The organism is Blastococcus capsensis (genome assembly GCF_030165005.1).
GTDB lineage: Bacteria > Actinomycetota > Actinomycetes > Mycobacteriales > Geodermatophilaceae > Blastococcus > Blastococcus capsensis.
Genome location: NZ_JASNNW010000001.1, coordinates 82656 through 96984, shown reverse-complemented (window position 1 = coordinate 96984; position 14329 = coordinate 82656). Strand labels below are relative to the sequence as shown.

Sequence of the window (14329 nt, the reverse complement as noted above, 5' to 3'; positions counted from 1 at the left end):
CAGCGAGCGAGGAGCGGAGCGACCGCGGAGGCGGCCTACGGCTCCGAGCGAGGAGCGGAACGAGTCCGGAGTCGAGCAATGAGCACCGACGGGCACGACTACCGGGTGCTGGGCAGCGAGACGGTCTACGACGGCCCGATCATCTCCCTCCACCGCGACACGGTGGCGATGCCCGGCGGGGGCGAGAGCGTCCGGGACGTCGTCCGGCACGTGGGTGCGGTCGCCGTCGTCGCGCTCGACGACGAGGGGAACGTGGTGCTGCTCCGGCAGTACCGCCACCCGGTCGGTGCCTACCTGTGGGAGCTGCCGGCAGGTCTCCGCGATGCCGACGGCGAGCCGCCGCTGGAGACCGCGAAGCGGGAGCTGGCCGAGGAGGTGCAGCTGGCCGCCGGGCGGTGGTCGCTGCTGACGACCCACTACAGCAGCCCGGGCTTCTGCGACGAGATGGTGCTGGTCTACCTCGCCGAGGACCTCAGCGACGTGCCGCGCCCCGAGGGGTTCACCGCCGAGCACGAGGAGGCCGATCTCACCGTCGAGCGGGTGCCGCTCGCCGACGCGGTGCAGCGGGTCTTCGACGGCGGCATCCGCAACGTCGCCGCGGTGGTCGGGGTGCTGGCCGCCGCGCAGGCCCGCGCGGCCGGGCCCCGGCTGCGGCCGGTCGACGCCACCTGAGCCGGCCGCCGTCGTCCGGCCCGATAACCGCGTTCTTGCGCGCGCGGGCGGTATCACCTGCCCCGATAACCGCATCCTCGCGCAAGCGGGCGGCACAGCCTCGCCCCGGTCAGGGTCGGTCAGCGCGCCCGCCGCGGCAGCCCGACGGCCGACCGCAGGCACCACGGGCCGGTGACGAATCGGCTCAGGACCCCGGATCCGCCGGGGTGCATGCCTACACTCCGCCCGAGGTCCGCCCCGACCGGGCGGCCCACGACGCGGTGGGGCCTTCCGTCACCTCGGGAGCTGTCCGCCGGGACCAGGAGAGTCATCGATGCAGGTCGGGGTTCCCCGAGAGGTCAAGAACCGCGAGTACCGGGTGGCGCTCACCCCGGCCGGGGTGACCGAGCTGACCCGGGCCGGGCACTCGGTGCTGGTAGAGCAGGGGGCGGGGGAGGGCTCCTCGATCCCGGATGCGGACTTCACCGCGGCCGGCGCCCGCATCGTGGCCTCCGCCGACGACGTGTGGGCCGACGCCGACCTGCTGCTCAAGGTCAAGGAGCCGGTCGCCGAGGAGTACGGCCGGCTGCGGGCCGGCCAGACGCTGTTCACCTACCTGCACCTGGCCGCCTCCCGGGAGTGCACCGAGGCCCTGGTGGCCTCGGGAACCACCGCGATCGCCTACGAGACGGTGCAGAGCGCCGACGGTGCGCTGCCGCTGCTGGCCCCGATGTCGGAGGTCGCCGGGCGGATGGCGCCGCAGGTGGGGGCGCACTGCCTCGAGCGCGCCCACGGCGGGCGCGGGGTCCTGCTCGGCGGGGTCTCCGGCGTCTACGCCGCGAAGGTCGTGGTCATCGGGGCCGGCGTCTCCGGGATGAACGCCGCCGCCATCGCCCTCGGCATGCAGGCCGAGGTGGTCGTCCTCGACCGCGACATCGACAAGCTGCGTGCCGCCGACCGGATCTACCGGGGGCACCTGCAGACCGTGGCGTCGAACGCCTACGAGGTGGAGCGCGCCGTGCTCGACGCCGACCTCGTGATCGGGGCGGTGCTCGTGCCCGGCGCCAAGGCGCCGACCCTGGTGAGCAACGAACTGGTCTCGCGGATGAAGCCCGGATCGGTGCTCGTGGACATCGCCGTGGACCAGGGTGGCTGCTTCGAGGACACCCGGCCGACCACCCACGACGACCCGACGTTCCGGGTGCACGAGTCGGTCTTCTACTGCGTGGCGAACATGCCGGGCGCGGTGCCCAACACCTCGACGCACGCGCTGACCAACGTCACGCTGCCCTACGTGACGGCGCTGGCGGCCGAGGGCACGTCGGCGGCCGTACGGCGCAACCCGGCGCTGGCCCACGGCGTGAACGTCGTCGCCGGCAGCGTGGTGCTCCCGGAGGTGGCCGAGGCGCACGGGATGGACGCCGTACCGCTCCAGGAGGTGCTGTCCTGACGACAGCGACGGGAGCATCGCAGCGAGGCGGCCGCCGACAGGGAGCGAGCATCGCAGCGAGGAACGAGCGAGGAGCGGAGCGACCGCGGAGGTGGCCTTGGCATGAGAGTGAGGAGCGGACCGGCGCGCGGAGTCAGGACCGGAGTGACAGCGTGACCAGCGCGCTGTCCGCCGGTCCCGACGTCGAGCGGGTGGTGACCGGCTACCTGGACCATCTGACCGTCGAGCGGGGCCTGGCGGCCAACACCATCGCCTCCTACCGTCGAGACCTCCGGCGCTACACCGAGTACCTGGCGGCGGCCGGAGTGCGGGGGCTGCGGGAGGTCGCCGAGTCCGACGTCGCCGGTTTCCTGGCCGCGTTGCGCCGCGGGGACGACGGCCATCCGCCGCTGTCGGCGACCTCGGCGGCGCGGGCGGTCGTCGCCGTCCGGGGCCTGCACCGGTTCGCCCTCCTCGACGGCCTGGTGGGGAACGACGTCGCGCACGAGGTGCGGCCCCCGACGCCGGCCCGGCGGCTGCCCAAGGCGATCCCGGTCGAATCGGTGGTGGCGCTGATCGAGGCGGCCGGCTCCCTCGAGGGCCCCCGGGGACTGCGGGACCGGGCGTTGCTGGAGCTGCTCTACGGCACCGGCGCCCGCATCTCGGAGGCGGTCGGGCTGGCCGTCGACGACCTGGACCGCGGGCAGAGCACCGTGCGGCTGGCCGGGAAGGGGGGCAAGGAGCGGGTGGTCCCGGTGGGCAGCTACGCCCTGCGGGCCATCGAGGGCTACCTGGTGCGTGCCCGCCCGGCGTTGGCGGCAAAGGGCACGGGCGGCGTCCGCGGCGGCGCGCTGTTCCTGAACGCGCGCGGTGGCCCGCTGTCCCGGCAGAGCGCCTGGTCCATCCTCCGGACGGCGGCCGAGCGGGCCGGCCTCAGCGGCGAGATCTCGCCGCACACCCTTCGGCACTGCTTCGCCACCCACCTGATCGACGGTGGTGCCGACGTGCGCGTCGTCCAGGAGCTGCTCGGCCACGCGTCGGTGACCACCACGCAGGTCTACACCCTGGTCACCGTCGACCGGCTTCGCGAGGTCTACGCCACCAGCCATCCCCGCGCCCTGACCTGACAGCCAGTCGCTCGAAGTTCGGCACATGTTGGGAACCACTCGGCTTGAGCGGTCACACTGGTTGGCATTCGTCGCCATGTCGACACGTCGACGGCGTGCCGCCTTGGGAAGATCTTCCCGGCTCCCTAGCGTCCTCGTCACCCGAGCGGACAGGACGGCTGACCGCACCCGGAACGTCCGGACCGGGCACGAGCTGGAGGCGACTACCCATGGCGATCCGAGCGGACGCGGCCTCTGCCGTCGCGCGCCCGCACGACACCGACCCCGAGATGGGGGCGGCCGCGCTGCGACAGGACCCGGCGAAGGCGCGTCAGCGCCGCCTGCCGGACCCCAAGCCCCTGACCCAGCACGGACCCGCCCGCGTCATCGCGATGTGCAACCAGAAGGGCGGCGTCGGCAAGACCACGTCGACGATCAACCTGGGTGCCGCGCTGGTGGAGTTCGGCCGCAAGGTGCTGCTCATCGACCTCGACCCGCAGGGCGCGCTGTCGGTGGGGCTGGGCGTGCCGGCGCAGAACCTGGACCGGACCATCTACAACGCCCTCATGGAGCGGCGGACCAGCCTGCGTGACGTGCGGGTGCCCACCGACATCCCCGGTCTGGATCTGGTCCCGAGCAACATCGACCTGTCCGCCGCCGAGGTGCAGCTGGTCAGCGAAGTGGCGCGCGAGCAGACCCTGCTGCGCGTGCTGGCCGACGTCCGGGACGAGTACGACTACATCCTCATCGACTGCCAGCCCTCGCTCGGCCTGCTGACGGTCAATGCGCTCACCGCCGCCCAGGGCGTGGTCATCCCGCTGGAGTGCGAGTTCTTCTCGCTGCGTGGTGTCGCGCTTCTGGTCGACACGATCGACAAGGTCAAGGAGCGGCTGAACCCGTCGCTGGAGATCAACGGCATCCTCGCCACCATGTACGACTCCCGGACCGTGCACTGCCGGGAGGTCTTCAGCCGGGTGGTCGAGGCCTTCGGCGACACCGTGTTCCTGACCGTCATCCAGCGCACCGTGCGGTTCCCGGAGACCACGGTCGCCGGTCAGCCGATCACCACGTGGGCGCCCACGTCCTCGGGCGCCTCGGCGTACCGGGACCTCGCCAAGGAGGTGCTGGCCCTGTGACCGAGCTTGCGAGGTCACAAGAGGACACAGCATCGCCGATCACGGCGACGACGAGCGAAGCGAGGAGAGAGTCGTGATCGGTCCGGCGAGAACACACAACGGCGGAGCGACGCGGCTCATGCTGCCGCCGAGCGCCGGCGAGGGGGTGTCGGCATGACGCGTCGACCGGTTCTCCCCGGTGCCTCGGAGCTGTTCCGTCGCACCGACACCGCATCGTCGGCCGCCGAGGTCACCGAGCTGCCGAGCCTGCCGACGCCGGCGAGCTCGCCGGCGCTGCGCAGCGCCGCGGGTGCCCGCCGGTCCGGGGAGCTCGCCGAGGCGGCGGCCCCGCTGACCCTCGTGCCCGGTGGCGCCGATCTCGGCGACGACCTCGCCGGCTTCCGTGGCTCGCCCGGCGAGCCGGCTCCCGCGCCGGTACTCCAGCCGAAGGTCGCCACCCGCGGGCGCCCCGTGCGCCGCACGGAGCGGGCCAAGCACGACGAGAAGATCACCGTCTACATCTCCGCCGACGAACTGCTGGCGCTGGAGTCCGCACGGCTGACCCTCCGTGCCCAGCACGGGGTGGCCGCCGACCGTGGTCGGATCGTCCGCGAGGCCATCTCGGTCCTGCTGGCCGACCTGACCGAGCGCGGTGAGGACGCCGTCCTCGTCCGCCGGCTCGGAGGGCGATGACATCGCCGTCCTCCGGACGGCCAGCGGTCGGGGTGGGTTTCCACGCCTACCCTCGACTGCCGTGAGCGAGAGCACCGGAGCGGTTCCGGCGGCCGAACCGGCCGACGGGGCCGCTCCGGCGCGTTTCACGGTCAAGCTGACCAACTTCGAGGGACCGTTCGACCTGCTGCTGCAGCTGATCGGCAAGCACAAGCTCGACGTCACCGAGATCGCGCTGTCGACGGTCACCGACGAGTTCATCGCCCACCTGCGGGCGTTGGGCGACGAGCTCGACCTGGACCAGGCCAGCGAGTTCCTCGTGGTCGCCGCCACGTTGCTGGACCTCAAGGCCGCGCGGCTGCTGCCCGCGGCGGAGGTCGACGACGAGGAGGACCTCGAGCTGCTGGAGGCCCGGGACCTGCTGTTCGCCCGGTTGCTGCAGTACAAGGCCTACAAGCAGGCCGCCGCGTTCCTCCGCGAGCGCGAGGCGGACGCGGTCCGGCGGTTCCCGCGTCAGGCGGCGCTGGAACCGCGCTTCGCCGACCTCGCCCCCGACGTGTCGCTGGACCTCACGCCCGCGCAGTTCGCCGCGCTGGCTGCCCGGGCACTGGCGCCGAAGGTCCCCGAACAGGTCAGCGTCGCCCACCTGCACGCGCCGGTGGTGAGCGTCGCCGAGCAGCTGTTGCTGGTCCGCAACCAGCTGGTGCGCGCCGGCACGACCAGCTTCCGGGCCTTGACCGCCGACTGCGGGCACACCCGGGAGGTGGTCGCGCGGTTCCTCGCGCTCCTGGAGCTGTACCGCCAGCAGCGGGTGGTGTTCGAGCAGCTGATCCCGCTGGGGGAGCTGCACGTCCGCTGGACCGGTGAGGCGGTGCCCGACCCGGCCGCCGCAGCGACCGACGACCCCGACGAGGAGTACCGGTGACCGACGAGCGCCCCGACGAGGAGCGCGCGCCCATCTCCTGGGACGCGCTGGCCGCCGAGCTGGCCGCCACCCGCGAACAGGCCGAGCAGCGGGGCGACGCCGATCCGGCGACCTGGGACGCGGTCGCCTCCGCGTTGGCCTCCCGCGTCGGTGAGCGTCCGGTCACCGACGGGCCGGTCCCGCTGGTGCCGGACGAGGACGAGCTGCCACTGGCGCCCCGGGCGCCCGAACCGGGACCGCAGCCCGAGCCGCAGCCCCGGCCGGAGCCCGAGCCGCTGGAGCTCCTGGACTCCGTGGAGCTGCGCGGTGGGCTGGAGGCGCTGCTGTTCGTCATGGACGACCCCGTGGACGAGGGGACGCTGGCGACGGCGCTGCGCTGCCCGGTGGAGGAGGTGCGGGCGGGGCTGGCCGACCTCGCCGCGGGCTACGACCAACGGTCGGCGGGCATCACGCTGCGCCGGGTGGGGGAGAGGTGGCGCCTCTACACCCGCGAGGAGTACGCGACCGTGGTCGAGCGCCACCTGGTCGAGGGGCAGCGCAGCCGCCTCACGCAGGCCGCCCTGGAGACCCTCGCGGTCATCGCCTACCGGCAACCGGTCACCCGGGCCCGGGTGTCGGCGATCCGTGGCGTCGGTGTCGACGGCGTGATGCGCACCCTGCTCGGCCGGGGTCTGGTGCACGAGGTAGGTAGCGACCCCGACAGCGGGGGCGGGCTGTACGCGACGACGCCGCTGTTCCTCGAACGGCTCGGGCTCCACGGTCTGGAGGAGCTGCCGGAGCTGGCACCGTTGCTCCCGGAGACGGCCACGATGCTCGACGAGCACCCCGACGCCTGAGTGAGGGCGGTCAGCCCCGCGCGTAGGCAGGCCGCTCGCGGAGAGCCGCCACCACCGTGGCCGTGAGCGAGGCGGTCGCGGCGGCAGCGATCACGTGCTGCAGGAGGCCCGGGACGGCGGCCCGGAGCTCGGCCACGTCGAGGACCACGCCAGCCCCCAGAGGTTCAGGAACGCGGTGGCGAACCACTGCCCCCGGCGGCTCGCCGCGGTGGCCGGGTGCCCGGGCTCCGACCAGATCCGCCGGAGGAAGACCACCGCCAGTAGGCCGGCGAGCACGCCGGGCACGGCGAGTCCGACGTACCAGGCGCCCTCGAGGCGCAGTACCGAGCGGGCGAGGGCGGCTGCGACCACCAGCGCCGCGGCCGGGACACCCAGGGCCAGCCCGATCCGTCGCCAGGCCCGCAGCGTGCGCGGCGGCGCCGGCGCCTTCGGGCGAGACAGGAGGATCCGGTCGGCGACCGCGGGACGGGGCCGCTGCTCCGCTTGCGCTCCATACCCGGATCGTGCAGGCAGTCTGCGCTCTCCTCCACCGCTCCGGCCGACCGTCTCCCGGTCGGGGGCGGAGCTCGCGTCCACGAGGTGGGACACTCGTCGGCGATGAACGCGCCGACCCCGAACGACGAGAGCACCACCGCGGCCGGCGAGGGCTGGTCGGAGGACATGGAGCTGGCCCCGGCGCACCCCGGTGACCGGCCCGCGCCGGACGAGCCGGGCGAGCGGCAGGGCGAGCGGCTGCAGAAGGTCCTGGCCCGTGCCGGCGTCGCGTCGCGCCGGGTCGTCGAGGAGATGATCGACGCCGGCCGGATCAGCGTGAACGGCGCGCAGGTGCGCGTGCAGGGCATGCGGGTCGACCCGCTCGCGGACAGGATCGCGGTGGACGGCGCCCGCCTGGAGATCCGCGACGACCGGGTGACCTACGCGATCAACAAGCCCGCCGGGGTCATCACCGCGATGAGCGACGACCGCAACCGCCCGACCATCGGCGACATGGTGGGCGACCTGGCCCCCGGCCTGGTGCACGTCGGCCGCCTCGACCAGGACACCGAGGGCCTGCTGCTCGTCACCAACGACGGCGAGCTGGCCCACCGGCTCGCCCACCCCTCCTACGGCGTGCGCAAGACCTACCTCGCGCAGGTCTCGGGGTCGGTGCCGCGGGACATGCACCGCCGGCTGCGCGCCGGAGTGGAGCTGGAGGACGGCCCGGTGGAGGTCGACTCCTTCACGGTGGTCGACACCCATGCTGGCCAGTCCGTGGTCGAGGTGGTGCTGCACGAGGGGCGCAAGCACATCGTCCGCCGGCTGCTCGCCCACGTCGGGCTGCCGGTCTCGCGGCTGACCCGCACCGCCGTGGGCCCGGTCCAGCTGCAGCGCATGCGAAGCGGCTCGATCCGGAAGCTGTCCCGCCAGGAGGTCGGCGCGCTGGAGGAGCTCGTCGGGCTCTGAAGAGGGAGCCGCCCACCCCGTCGGCAGGCCGGGCGGCTACCGGTCGATCAGGCCGGCCGCGGGGGAGCGATGGACGCCCGCACGACGGCCGACGTGGCCAGGGTGGCCCTAGGCAGACGAGGCCGGCGGCGCCGTGCTGTAGCGGACCACCAGCTCCGTGGCGAGTTCCACGCGTGGGCTCTCCACGGATTCCCCGTTGACCAGGCGCAGCACGGTGCGCGCCGCCAGGGCACCCATCTGGGCCAGTGGCTGGTGGACCGTGGTGAGCGGCGGTGAGGACCAACGGGACTCGGGGAGGTCGTCGAAGCCGACCACGCTCAGGTCCTCGGGCACTCGCATGGTGCGCCGGCGGACGGCTTCGTACACGCCCAACGCCATCTGGTCGTTGGCCGCGAAGATCGCGGTCGGCGGGGCGGGCAGCTCCAGCAGGCGGGCGCCGGCGCGGAAGCCCGCCTCGTAGCCGAAGTCGCCCTCCACGACGAGGACCGGGTCGTAGGCCAGGCCGGCGTTCTGCAGTCCGGCCCGGTAGCCGTCGAGGCGGGCCCGGCTGCTCCACAGCGTCGGCGTGCCGGCGATGAAGCCGATCCGGCGATGCCCCAGACCGGTCAGGTGCTCGGTGGCGCTGACACCACCGGCCCAGTTCGTGGCCCCGATCGTCGGCACGTCCAGCGTCGGCACCCCTGCCGGGTCGATGACCACTGCAGGCACGCGCAGGCTACGGAGCTCGGAGTGCAGCTCCGGGTCCAGCTCGCTGGTGACCAGGATGGCGCCGTCGCTGGCGCGGGCGATCAGGTTGTCCAGCCACTCCCGGGCGGCGCTCGGGCGGCGGTGGATGGCGGAGACCACCGTGCCGATGCCGTCGGCGTGCGCGACGCTCGCGACGCCCCGGAGGATCTCCACCGCCCAGGGGCTGTCCAGGTCGTTGAAGACCAGGTCGACGAGGCGGGCACGGGGGGCCGACCGTCCACCGCGGCGCTGGTACCCGTGCACCCGCAGGAGCTCCTCGATCCGCTCGCGTGTGTGCGGTGCGACGTCCGAACGGCCGTTGAGGACTCGGGAGACGGTCGGGAGGGACACCCCGGCTTCCGCGGCGATGGCCGCGATGGTGACGGCACGGGGCTGGGCGTCGGTCAACGGTGCTCCTCTTGGTCCGGACGGCCAGCCTACGGCGACGGCGGTCGAGAGTTGCGCGGTCGGCGCGGGTCGCCCCGCACGACGACTCGTCTCGGGACACGCCGGGCGGACACCATGTCGAGGGGCCAGGGGCCTTGACGCCCGCGCTGTGAGCTACGTAACTTCCAAGCGCTTCCGGAAACTTCCGGAACCTTGCGACGGCGCCGAGGAAGGCACAGCATGCGCACTCAGTGGTTCGGTACGAGAGCTCCTTCCAGGGCGGTGGCCCACTGCGCGGTGGGGATGGGCGTGCTGCCCGTCGTCTTCGCTGCCGCAGTTCTCCCCGCCGCCGCGGCTGACACCCGGTCCCCCGGGAACCCCCCGGTGCAGGCCCAGGAGGACCAGTCCTACGGGCAGGCCAAGAAGAACGGTCTGCGGACCGTCGTCCCCGACGACTTCTACATCGGCACGGCGGCGGCCGGCGGAGGCCACCACCTGAACGCCGGCTACCCCGACCCGTTCACCTACGACAAGACCTACCGGAAGATCCTGTCGGCCGAGTTCAACTCCGTCTCGCCCGAGAACCAGATGAAGTGGGACTTCATCCACCCCGAGCCCGGCGTCTACAACTTCGGTCCGGCCGACGCGATCGTCGACTTCGCCGAGGCCAACGGCCAGGCGGTCCGCGGCCACACGCTCCTGTGGCACAGCCAGCTCGCTCCCTGGGTCACCCAGGGCGACTACACCGACGCGGAGCTCCGGCAGATCCTGAAGGACCACATCCAGACGGTGGTCGGCCACTACAAGGGCCGCATCCAGCAGTGGGACGTCGCCAACGAGATCTTCAGTGACCCCTGGAACGGCCCGATCGCGCTACGGCAGGAGAACCCCTTCATCCAGCGGCTCGGCCCCGGCATCATCGCCGACGCCTTCCACTGGGCGCACGAGGCCGACCCCGAGGCCAAGCTCTTCCTCAACGACTACGCCGTCGAGGACATGGGCGGCAAGAGCGACTACTACTACGAGCTGGCGAAGCAGCTGCTCGCCGACGGCGTCCCGCTGCACGGGTTCGCCTTCCAGGCGCACCTCGACCTGCAGTACCCCTTCCCGAGCACCCTCGACGACAACATGAAGCGCTTCGAGGAACTGGGCCTGGAGACCGCGATCACCGAGCTGGACGTCCGGTTCACGCTCCCCGAGAGCGGGGTGCCCACCGCGGAGCAACTGGCCGAGCAGGCCGATACCTACCAGGGGGTCCTCGAGGCCTGCCTCTCGGTCGAGGACTGCAACTCGTTCACCATCTGGGGCTTCAACGACAAGTACTCCTGGGTGCCCGGGTTCTTCCCGAGCCAAGGAGCCGCGACCGTGATGTTCGAGGACTACGAGCGGAAGCCCGCGTACTACGCCCTGCGCGAGACGCTGGCCCAGGCCTCCCAGGACTGACTCCTGCACCGAGCCGGGCCGGGCGGTCGCGTCACGGGCCGTCCGGCTCGGCCCTCCACCGATCTCGTCCCACGGGTCTCCGCAGAGGCCCGTTCCACGGGGGCCGGCCGGCGCGCAGCACGGATCCGGGGATCCACCATGACCCGCGCACGCAGTCTCCGCCGTCTCGCCTCACCGGCACTTCTCGCGGCACTCGCCGTGAGTCCGGCCGCACCCGCCCACGCGGGCGGCGTCGGACCTGGCCCCGGCCAGGGGTGGCCCGGCGAACGACCAGATCGTCACGACCACGGAACTGGGAGGGCCGACCGCGCTCTCACGTTCCACGACGGCCCGAACCAGTACGACACCCCGCGGCTGCTCGATGTGCTGGAGGAGACCCACGTCGAGGCGGTCTTCTGCCTGTGGGGCGACTCCATCGAGCAATGGACAGCTCTCTCAGGAGGTCGCTCTGGGGGAGGCGGTGGACGCCCGTAGGACGAGGGAGGTGGCCAAGGTGACGTGGACATCGGCGACCTCCTCGCCGGAGATGAGCGCAAGGAGCATGGTCGTGGCCTCTTGGCCCATGCGCCTGATCGGCTGCTGCACCGTGGTCAGCGGGGGATCGGCGAGCGCAGACTCCGGGATGTTGTCGAAACCGACCACGGAGAGCTGACGCGGCACGTCGAGGCCGAGCTCCGTCGCTACCTCCAGGGTCATCAACGCCGAGAGGTCGTTCGCCGCGAATACCGCGGTCGGCGGCTCGGGGCGCGAGAGCAGGTCGCGAGCCGCCTCCCGCGCCGGCTCCGGTTCGAAGCCGCCGGACCGCATCAGCGTCTCGTCCACGCGCAGCCCCGCGGCCACCAGCGCCTCGCGGTAGCCCTGCTCGCGCTGCTGCGCCGACAGCAGGTCCGACCGGCCCGTGATCATGCCGATCCGCGTGTGCCCGAGCTCCAGCAGGTGTGTCACGCCGAGCCGGGCGCCCTGCAGGTTGTCCGCGGCCACCGAGGGCAACCGCGACGGTCCGGTGTGCGGGTCGACCGCTACGACGGGCCCGTCGGCCTGGACGTCGGTCACGGTCGGGGTGACGAGCACGGCACCGTCGACGAGCGACCCCATCAACCGGGTGAGCGATCGACGCTCCCACCCCACACGAGCCTCGACGTGCCCGCCGGCGGAGTAGGCGATCAGCTCGTACCCGGAACCGTGGATGGCATCGGCGACGCCCTTGAGGACCTCGGTGCTGAAGGGCTCGAAGTCCATGACGAGCACGCCGATGACGTTGGTGCGGCGGTTGCGCAGGCTGCGCGCGACGAGGCTCGCCTCGTAGCCGAGGCGGTCGATGACCCGCGTGACGTGGTCGACGGTCCCGGCGGAGACGCCGTACCGCCCGTTGATCACCTTGGACACGGTGGAGATCGAGACGCCGGCCTCTGCGGCCACCTGCTGCATGGTCACGCGGCCGCGGAGGGACGGCGCCGGGAGGACCGGCGTCCCGGAGCTCGGGCCCACGCCGATGCCCCTGCCGACGACGGCGTCGCGGGTCGAGTCGATCGTCATGCACAACCTCTCGTCGTCCGGGCCATCGCGGGTCAGGCCGGAAGCCTGGCCGTCGAAGGCCCGGTATCTCTCGGTGGACGGCGGGCCCGCGCCGGGACTGAACCACATCCGCGGCCGACTGCACCTCCCTCGAAGGCGTCGGTGCCGCAGGACCGGATCGGAGAACCGGGTCCGGTCAGGGGTCGTCCGCGTGCGCCGGGCTCACCCCTTGACCGCCCCCTGGAGGCCGCTGACGATGCGCCGCTGCATCGCGAGGAACAGGATGAGCGCCGGGATCATCGCGATGGTGGTGAACGCCAGCACCCCCGCGGTGTCGGCCGAGTACTGGGTCGAGAAGTCGGCCACGCCGAGCGGGAGGGTCCGCATCTCCCCCTGCAGCAGGAGCAGCGGCAGGAGGTAGGCGTTCCAGGACGTGACGAAGGCGAGGACGCCGACCGTGACGAGGGCCGGCATCGACAGGGGGAGCGCGATCCGCCAGAAGATGCCCACCCGGGTGGCGCCGTCGAGCATGGCTGCCTCCTCCAGCTCCTTGGGCAGCGCCATGAGGAACGGCCGCAGGATCACCACCGTGACCGGCAGCGCGAACGCCGCCTGCGGCAGCGCCACGCCCCACCAGGTGTTGCCGAGCTCCAGGTTCCGCGTCACCAGGATGAACAGCGGGATGATGGCCACGGCCGCCGGGAAGAGCAGCCCCAGCACGAACACGAGGAACAGCGGCTCCCGGAGCTTGAACCGGTAGCGCGCCAACGGGTACGCGGCCATCACGCCGGCGAGCACCGCCACCGCCGTCGTGACGACGGCGATCGCCGTCGAGTTGAGCGTGTACCTCCAGAAGGCGGCGTTGCTGAGGACGTTCGCGTAGTTGCTCAGCACCCACGGGTCGGGGAGCCCCGCGGGGTCGCGCGCCAGCTGCGCGTTCGTGCGGAAGCCGCCGAGCGCGCCGTACAGCACCGGCCCGAGCGTGACCGCCACGACCGCCAGTGCCACCAGGTAGACGAACGGGCCACCCCGTCCGTACGCCGTCGCTCGCCGTGCCATCAGCGCCGTTCCCCTCTCGATGCGTGCTCCGCCTGGTTCATGCGTCGGCCCTCGTGTCGCGGCGCAGCACCAGGAACTGGTAGGCGACCGCCATCGCGAAGCCGATGAGGAACAGCACGACGGACGCGGCACCCGCGATCCCGTAGTTGCTGCGCTGGGTGCCCATGCTGATCAGGTACGTGGCCATCGTGGTGGTCGCGTTGGCCGGCCCGCCGCCGGTGAGGATCCAGACCATGTCGAACAGCTGCAGCGAACCGATCATCGACAGGAAGATCCAGGTGCGGATGGTGGGCGCGATGAGCGGGATCGCGATGCGGCGCTGGACCTGCCACCACGAGGCGCCGTCGAGCTGAGCGGCCTCGTGCAGCTCGTCGGGAACCCCCTGGAGCCCGGCGAGGAAGAGCAGCACGGCCAGGCCCAGGTACTTCCACGTGAGCACGACGAAGACGGTGGCCAGCGCGAGGTCGGGTGTGCCGAGGAACCCCTGCTCGGGGACCGGGATCCCCACCGACGACAGCATCCTCTCGAGGACACCCGTGCGCGGCTGCAGCAGCTGGAACCACACGACGCCGGCGATCACCTCGGCCAGCACGTACGGGACGAAGATGATCGTCCGCAGCAGACCCCGCCCGCGGATGCGGCGGTTGAGCAGCAGCGCGAGCGCCAGCCCCAGCGGCAGCTGCACGAGGATCGAGGCGAAGACGATGACGAAGTTGTGCATGACCGCGTCGGTGAAGACGTCGTCGGCCAGCACGCGGAGGTAGTTCTCGAGGCCGACGAAGTCGACCATCGGGCCGAAGCCCTTCCAGCGGTAGAACGACATCCGGGCCGCGGAGAAGACCGGGTAGATGACGAAGGTCGCCATCAGGACCAGGGCCGGCGTCACGAACAGGAGGATCTCGAGGCGCTGCCGGCGCTTCCCGCCCCGGCGACGTCCGGTCACCCGGCGCGCGTCTGCGCCCCGGGTGACCGCTGCGCCGGGGTCCGTCGCCGCCGGCGCAGCGGTCACTCTGGTCATCTGT

Annotated in this window: 15 protein-coding genes; 10 read left to right on the top strand and 5 right to left on the bottom strand. The window is 72.4% G+C overall.

The window, feature by feature from the left end:
* Nucleotides 1–78: 78 nt before the first annotated feature.
* From QOZ86_RS00485 to scpB, 7 genes are all read left to right on the top strand, one after another.
* A complete protein-coding gene (locus QOZ86_RS00485; protein ID WP_284489981.1) occupies nt 79–672 on the top strand; it encodes an NUDIX domain-containing protein in 594 nt (197 codons plus the stop codon).
* A gap of 313 nt (nt 673–985) precedes the next feature.
* A complete protein-coding gene (gene ald, locus QOZ86_RS00480; protein WP_284489980.1) occupies nt 986–2101 on the top strand; it encodes an alanine dehydrogenase in 1116 nt (371 codons plus the stop codon).
* 152 nt (nt 2102–2253) lie between these two features.
* Nucleotides 2254–3207 (top strand): site-specific tyrosine recombinase XerD, encoded by a 954-nt coding sequence (locus QOZ86_RS00475; RefSeq protein WP_284489979.1) that lies wholly within the window; start codon nt 2254–2256, stop codon nt 3205–3207.
* A 209-nt stretch (nt 3208–3416) separates the two neighbouring features.
* The gene (locus QOZ86_RS00470; RefSeq protein ID WP_284489978.1) at nt 3417–4322 is read left to right on the top strand and encodes a ParA family protein; all 906 of its coding nucleotides are present in this window, start codon (nt 3417–3419) and stop codon (nt 4320–4322) included.
* 153 nt (nt 4323–4475) lie between these two features.
* On the top strand, nt 4476–4994 hold the full coding sequence (locus QOZ86_RS00465) for a hypothetical protein (RefSeq protein WP_284489977.1): 519 nt from the start codon (nt 4476–4478) through the stop codon (nt 4992–4994).
* A gap of 61 nt (nt 4995–5055) precedes the next feature.
* Complete coding sequence (locus tag QOZ86_RS00460) at nt 5056–5898, top strand: segregation and condensation protein A (RefSeq protein WP_284489976.1); 843 nt, start codon at nt 5056–5058, stop codon at nt 5896–5898.
* Nucleotides 5895–6734: an SMC-Scp complex subunit ScpB gene (gene scpB / locus QOZ86_RS00455; protein ID WP_284489975.1), complete on the top strand. Its 840-nt coding sequence runs from the start codon at nt 5895–5897 to the stop codon at nt 6732–6734. Before QOZ86_RS00460 ends, scpB begins: the two co-directional genes overlap by 4 nt.
* 90 nt (nt 6735–6824) lie before the next feature.
* On the opposite strand, the gene QOZ86_RS00450 is transcribed toward scpB, so the two are convergent.
* Nucleotides 6825–7310, bottom strand: a complete 486-nt coding sequence (locus QOZ86_RS00450; RefSeq protein ID WP_284489974.1) for a hypothetical protein — start codon at nt 7308–7310, stop codon at nt 6825–6827.
* A 21-nt stretch (nt 7311–7331) separates the two neighbouring features.
* Here QOZ86_RS00450 and QOZ86_RS00445 point away from each other — a divergent pair, with 21 nt between their 5' ends.
* A complete protein-coding gene (locus tag QOZ86_RS00445; RefSeq protein ID WP_284489973.1) occupies nt 7332–8177 on the top strand; it encodes a pseudouridine synthase in 846 nt (281 codons plus the stop codon).
* Nucleotides 8178–8285: 108 nt separating this feature from the next.
* Here the strand turns inward: QOZ86_RS00445 and QOZ86_RS00440 are convergent, their stop codons facing one another.
* On the bottom strand, nt 8286–9311 hold the full coding sequence (locus QOZ86_RS00440; RefSeq protein WP_284489972.1) for a LacI family DNA-binding transcriptional regulator: 1026 nt from the start codon (nt 9309–9311) through the stop codon (nt 8286–8288).
* A gap of 219 nt (nt 9312–9530) precedes the next feature.
* On the opposite strand from QOZ86_RS00440, the gene QOZ86_RS00435 reads away from it, so the two are divergent.
* Together QOZ86_RS00435 and QOZ86_RS21085 are read left to right on the top strand one after the other, a co-directional pair.
* Nucleotides 9531–10733, top strand: a complete 1203-nt coding sequence (locus tag QOZ86_RS00435; RefSeq protein WP_284489971.1) for an endo-1,4-beta-xylanase — start codon at nt 9531–9533, stop codon at nt 10731–10733.
* A gap of 138 nt (nt 10734–10871) precedes the next feature.
* A complete protein-coding gene (locus QOZ86_RS21085; protein WP_431521189.1) occupies nt 10872–11207 on the top strand; it encodes a polysaccharide deacetylase family protein in 336 nt (111 codons plus the stop codon).
* Here QOZ86_RS21085 and QOZ86_RS00430 read toward each other — a convergent pair.
* From QOZ86_RS00430 to QOZ86_RS00420, 3 genes are all read right to left on the bottom strand, one after another.
* On the bottom strand, nt 11169–12269 hold the full coding sequence (locus QOZ86_RS00430; protein WP_284489970.1) for a LacI family DNA-binding transcriptional regulator: 1101 nt from the start codon (nt 12267–12269) through the stop codon (nt 11169–11171). The two genes, QOZ86_RS21085 and QOZ86_RS00430, sit on opposite strands and share 39 nt — an antisense overlap.
* Nucleotides 12270–12470: 201 nt before the next feature.
* Nucleotides 12471–13307 (bottom strand): carbohydrate ABC transporter permease, encoded by an 837-nt coding sequence (locus QOZ86_RS00425; RefSeq protein WP_284489969.1) that lies wholly within the window; start codon nt 13305–13307, stop codon nt 12471–12473.
* Nucleotides 13308–13344: 37 nt separating this feature from the next.
* The gene (locus tag QOZ86_RS00420) at nt 13345–14325 is read right to left on the bottom strand and encodes a carbohydrate ABC transporter permease (protein ID WP_284489968.1); all 981 of its coding nucleotides are present in this window, start codon (nt 14323–14325) and stop codon (nt 13345–13347) included.
* Nucleotides 14326–14329: the final 4 nt, after the last annotated feature.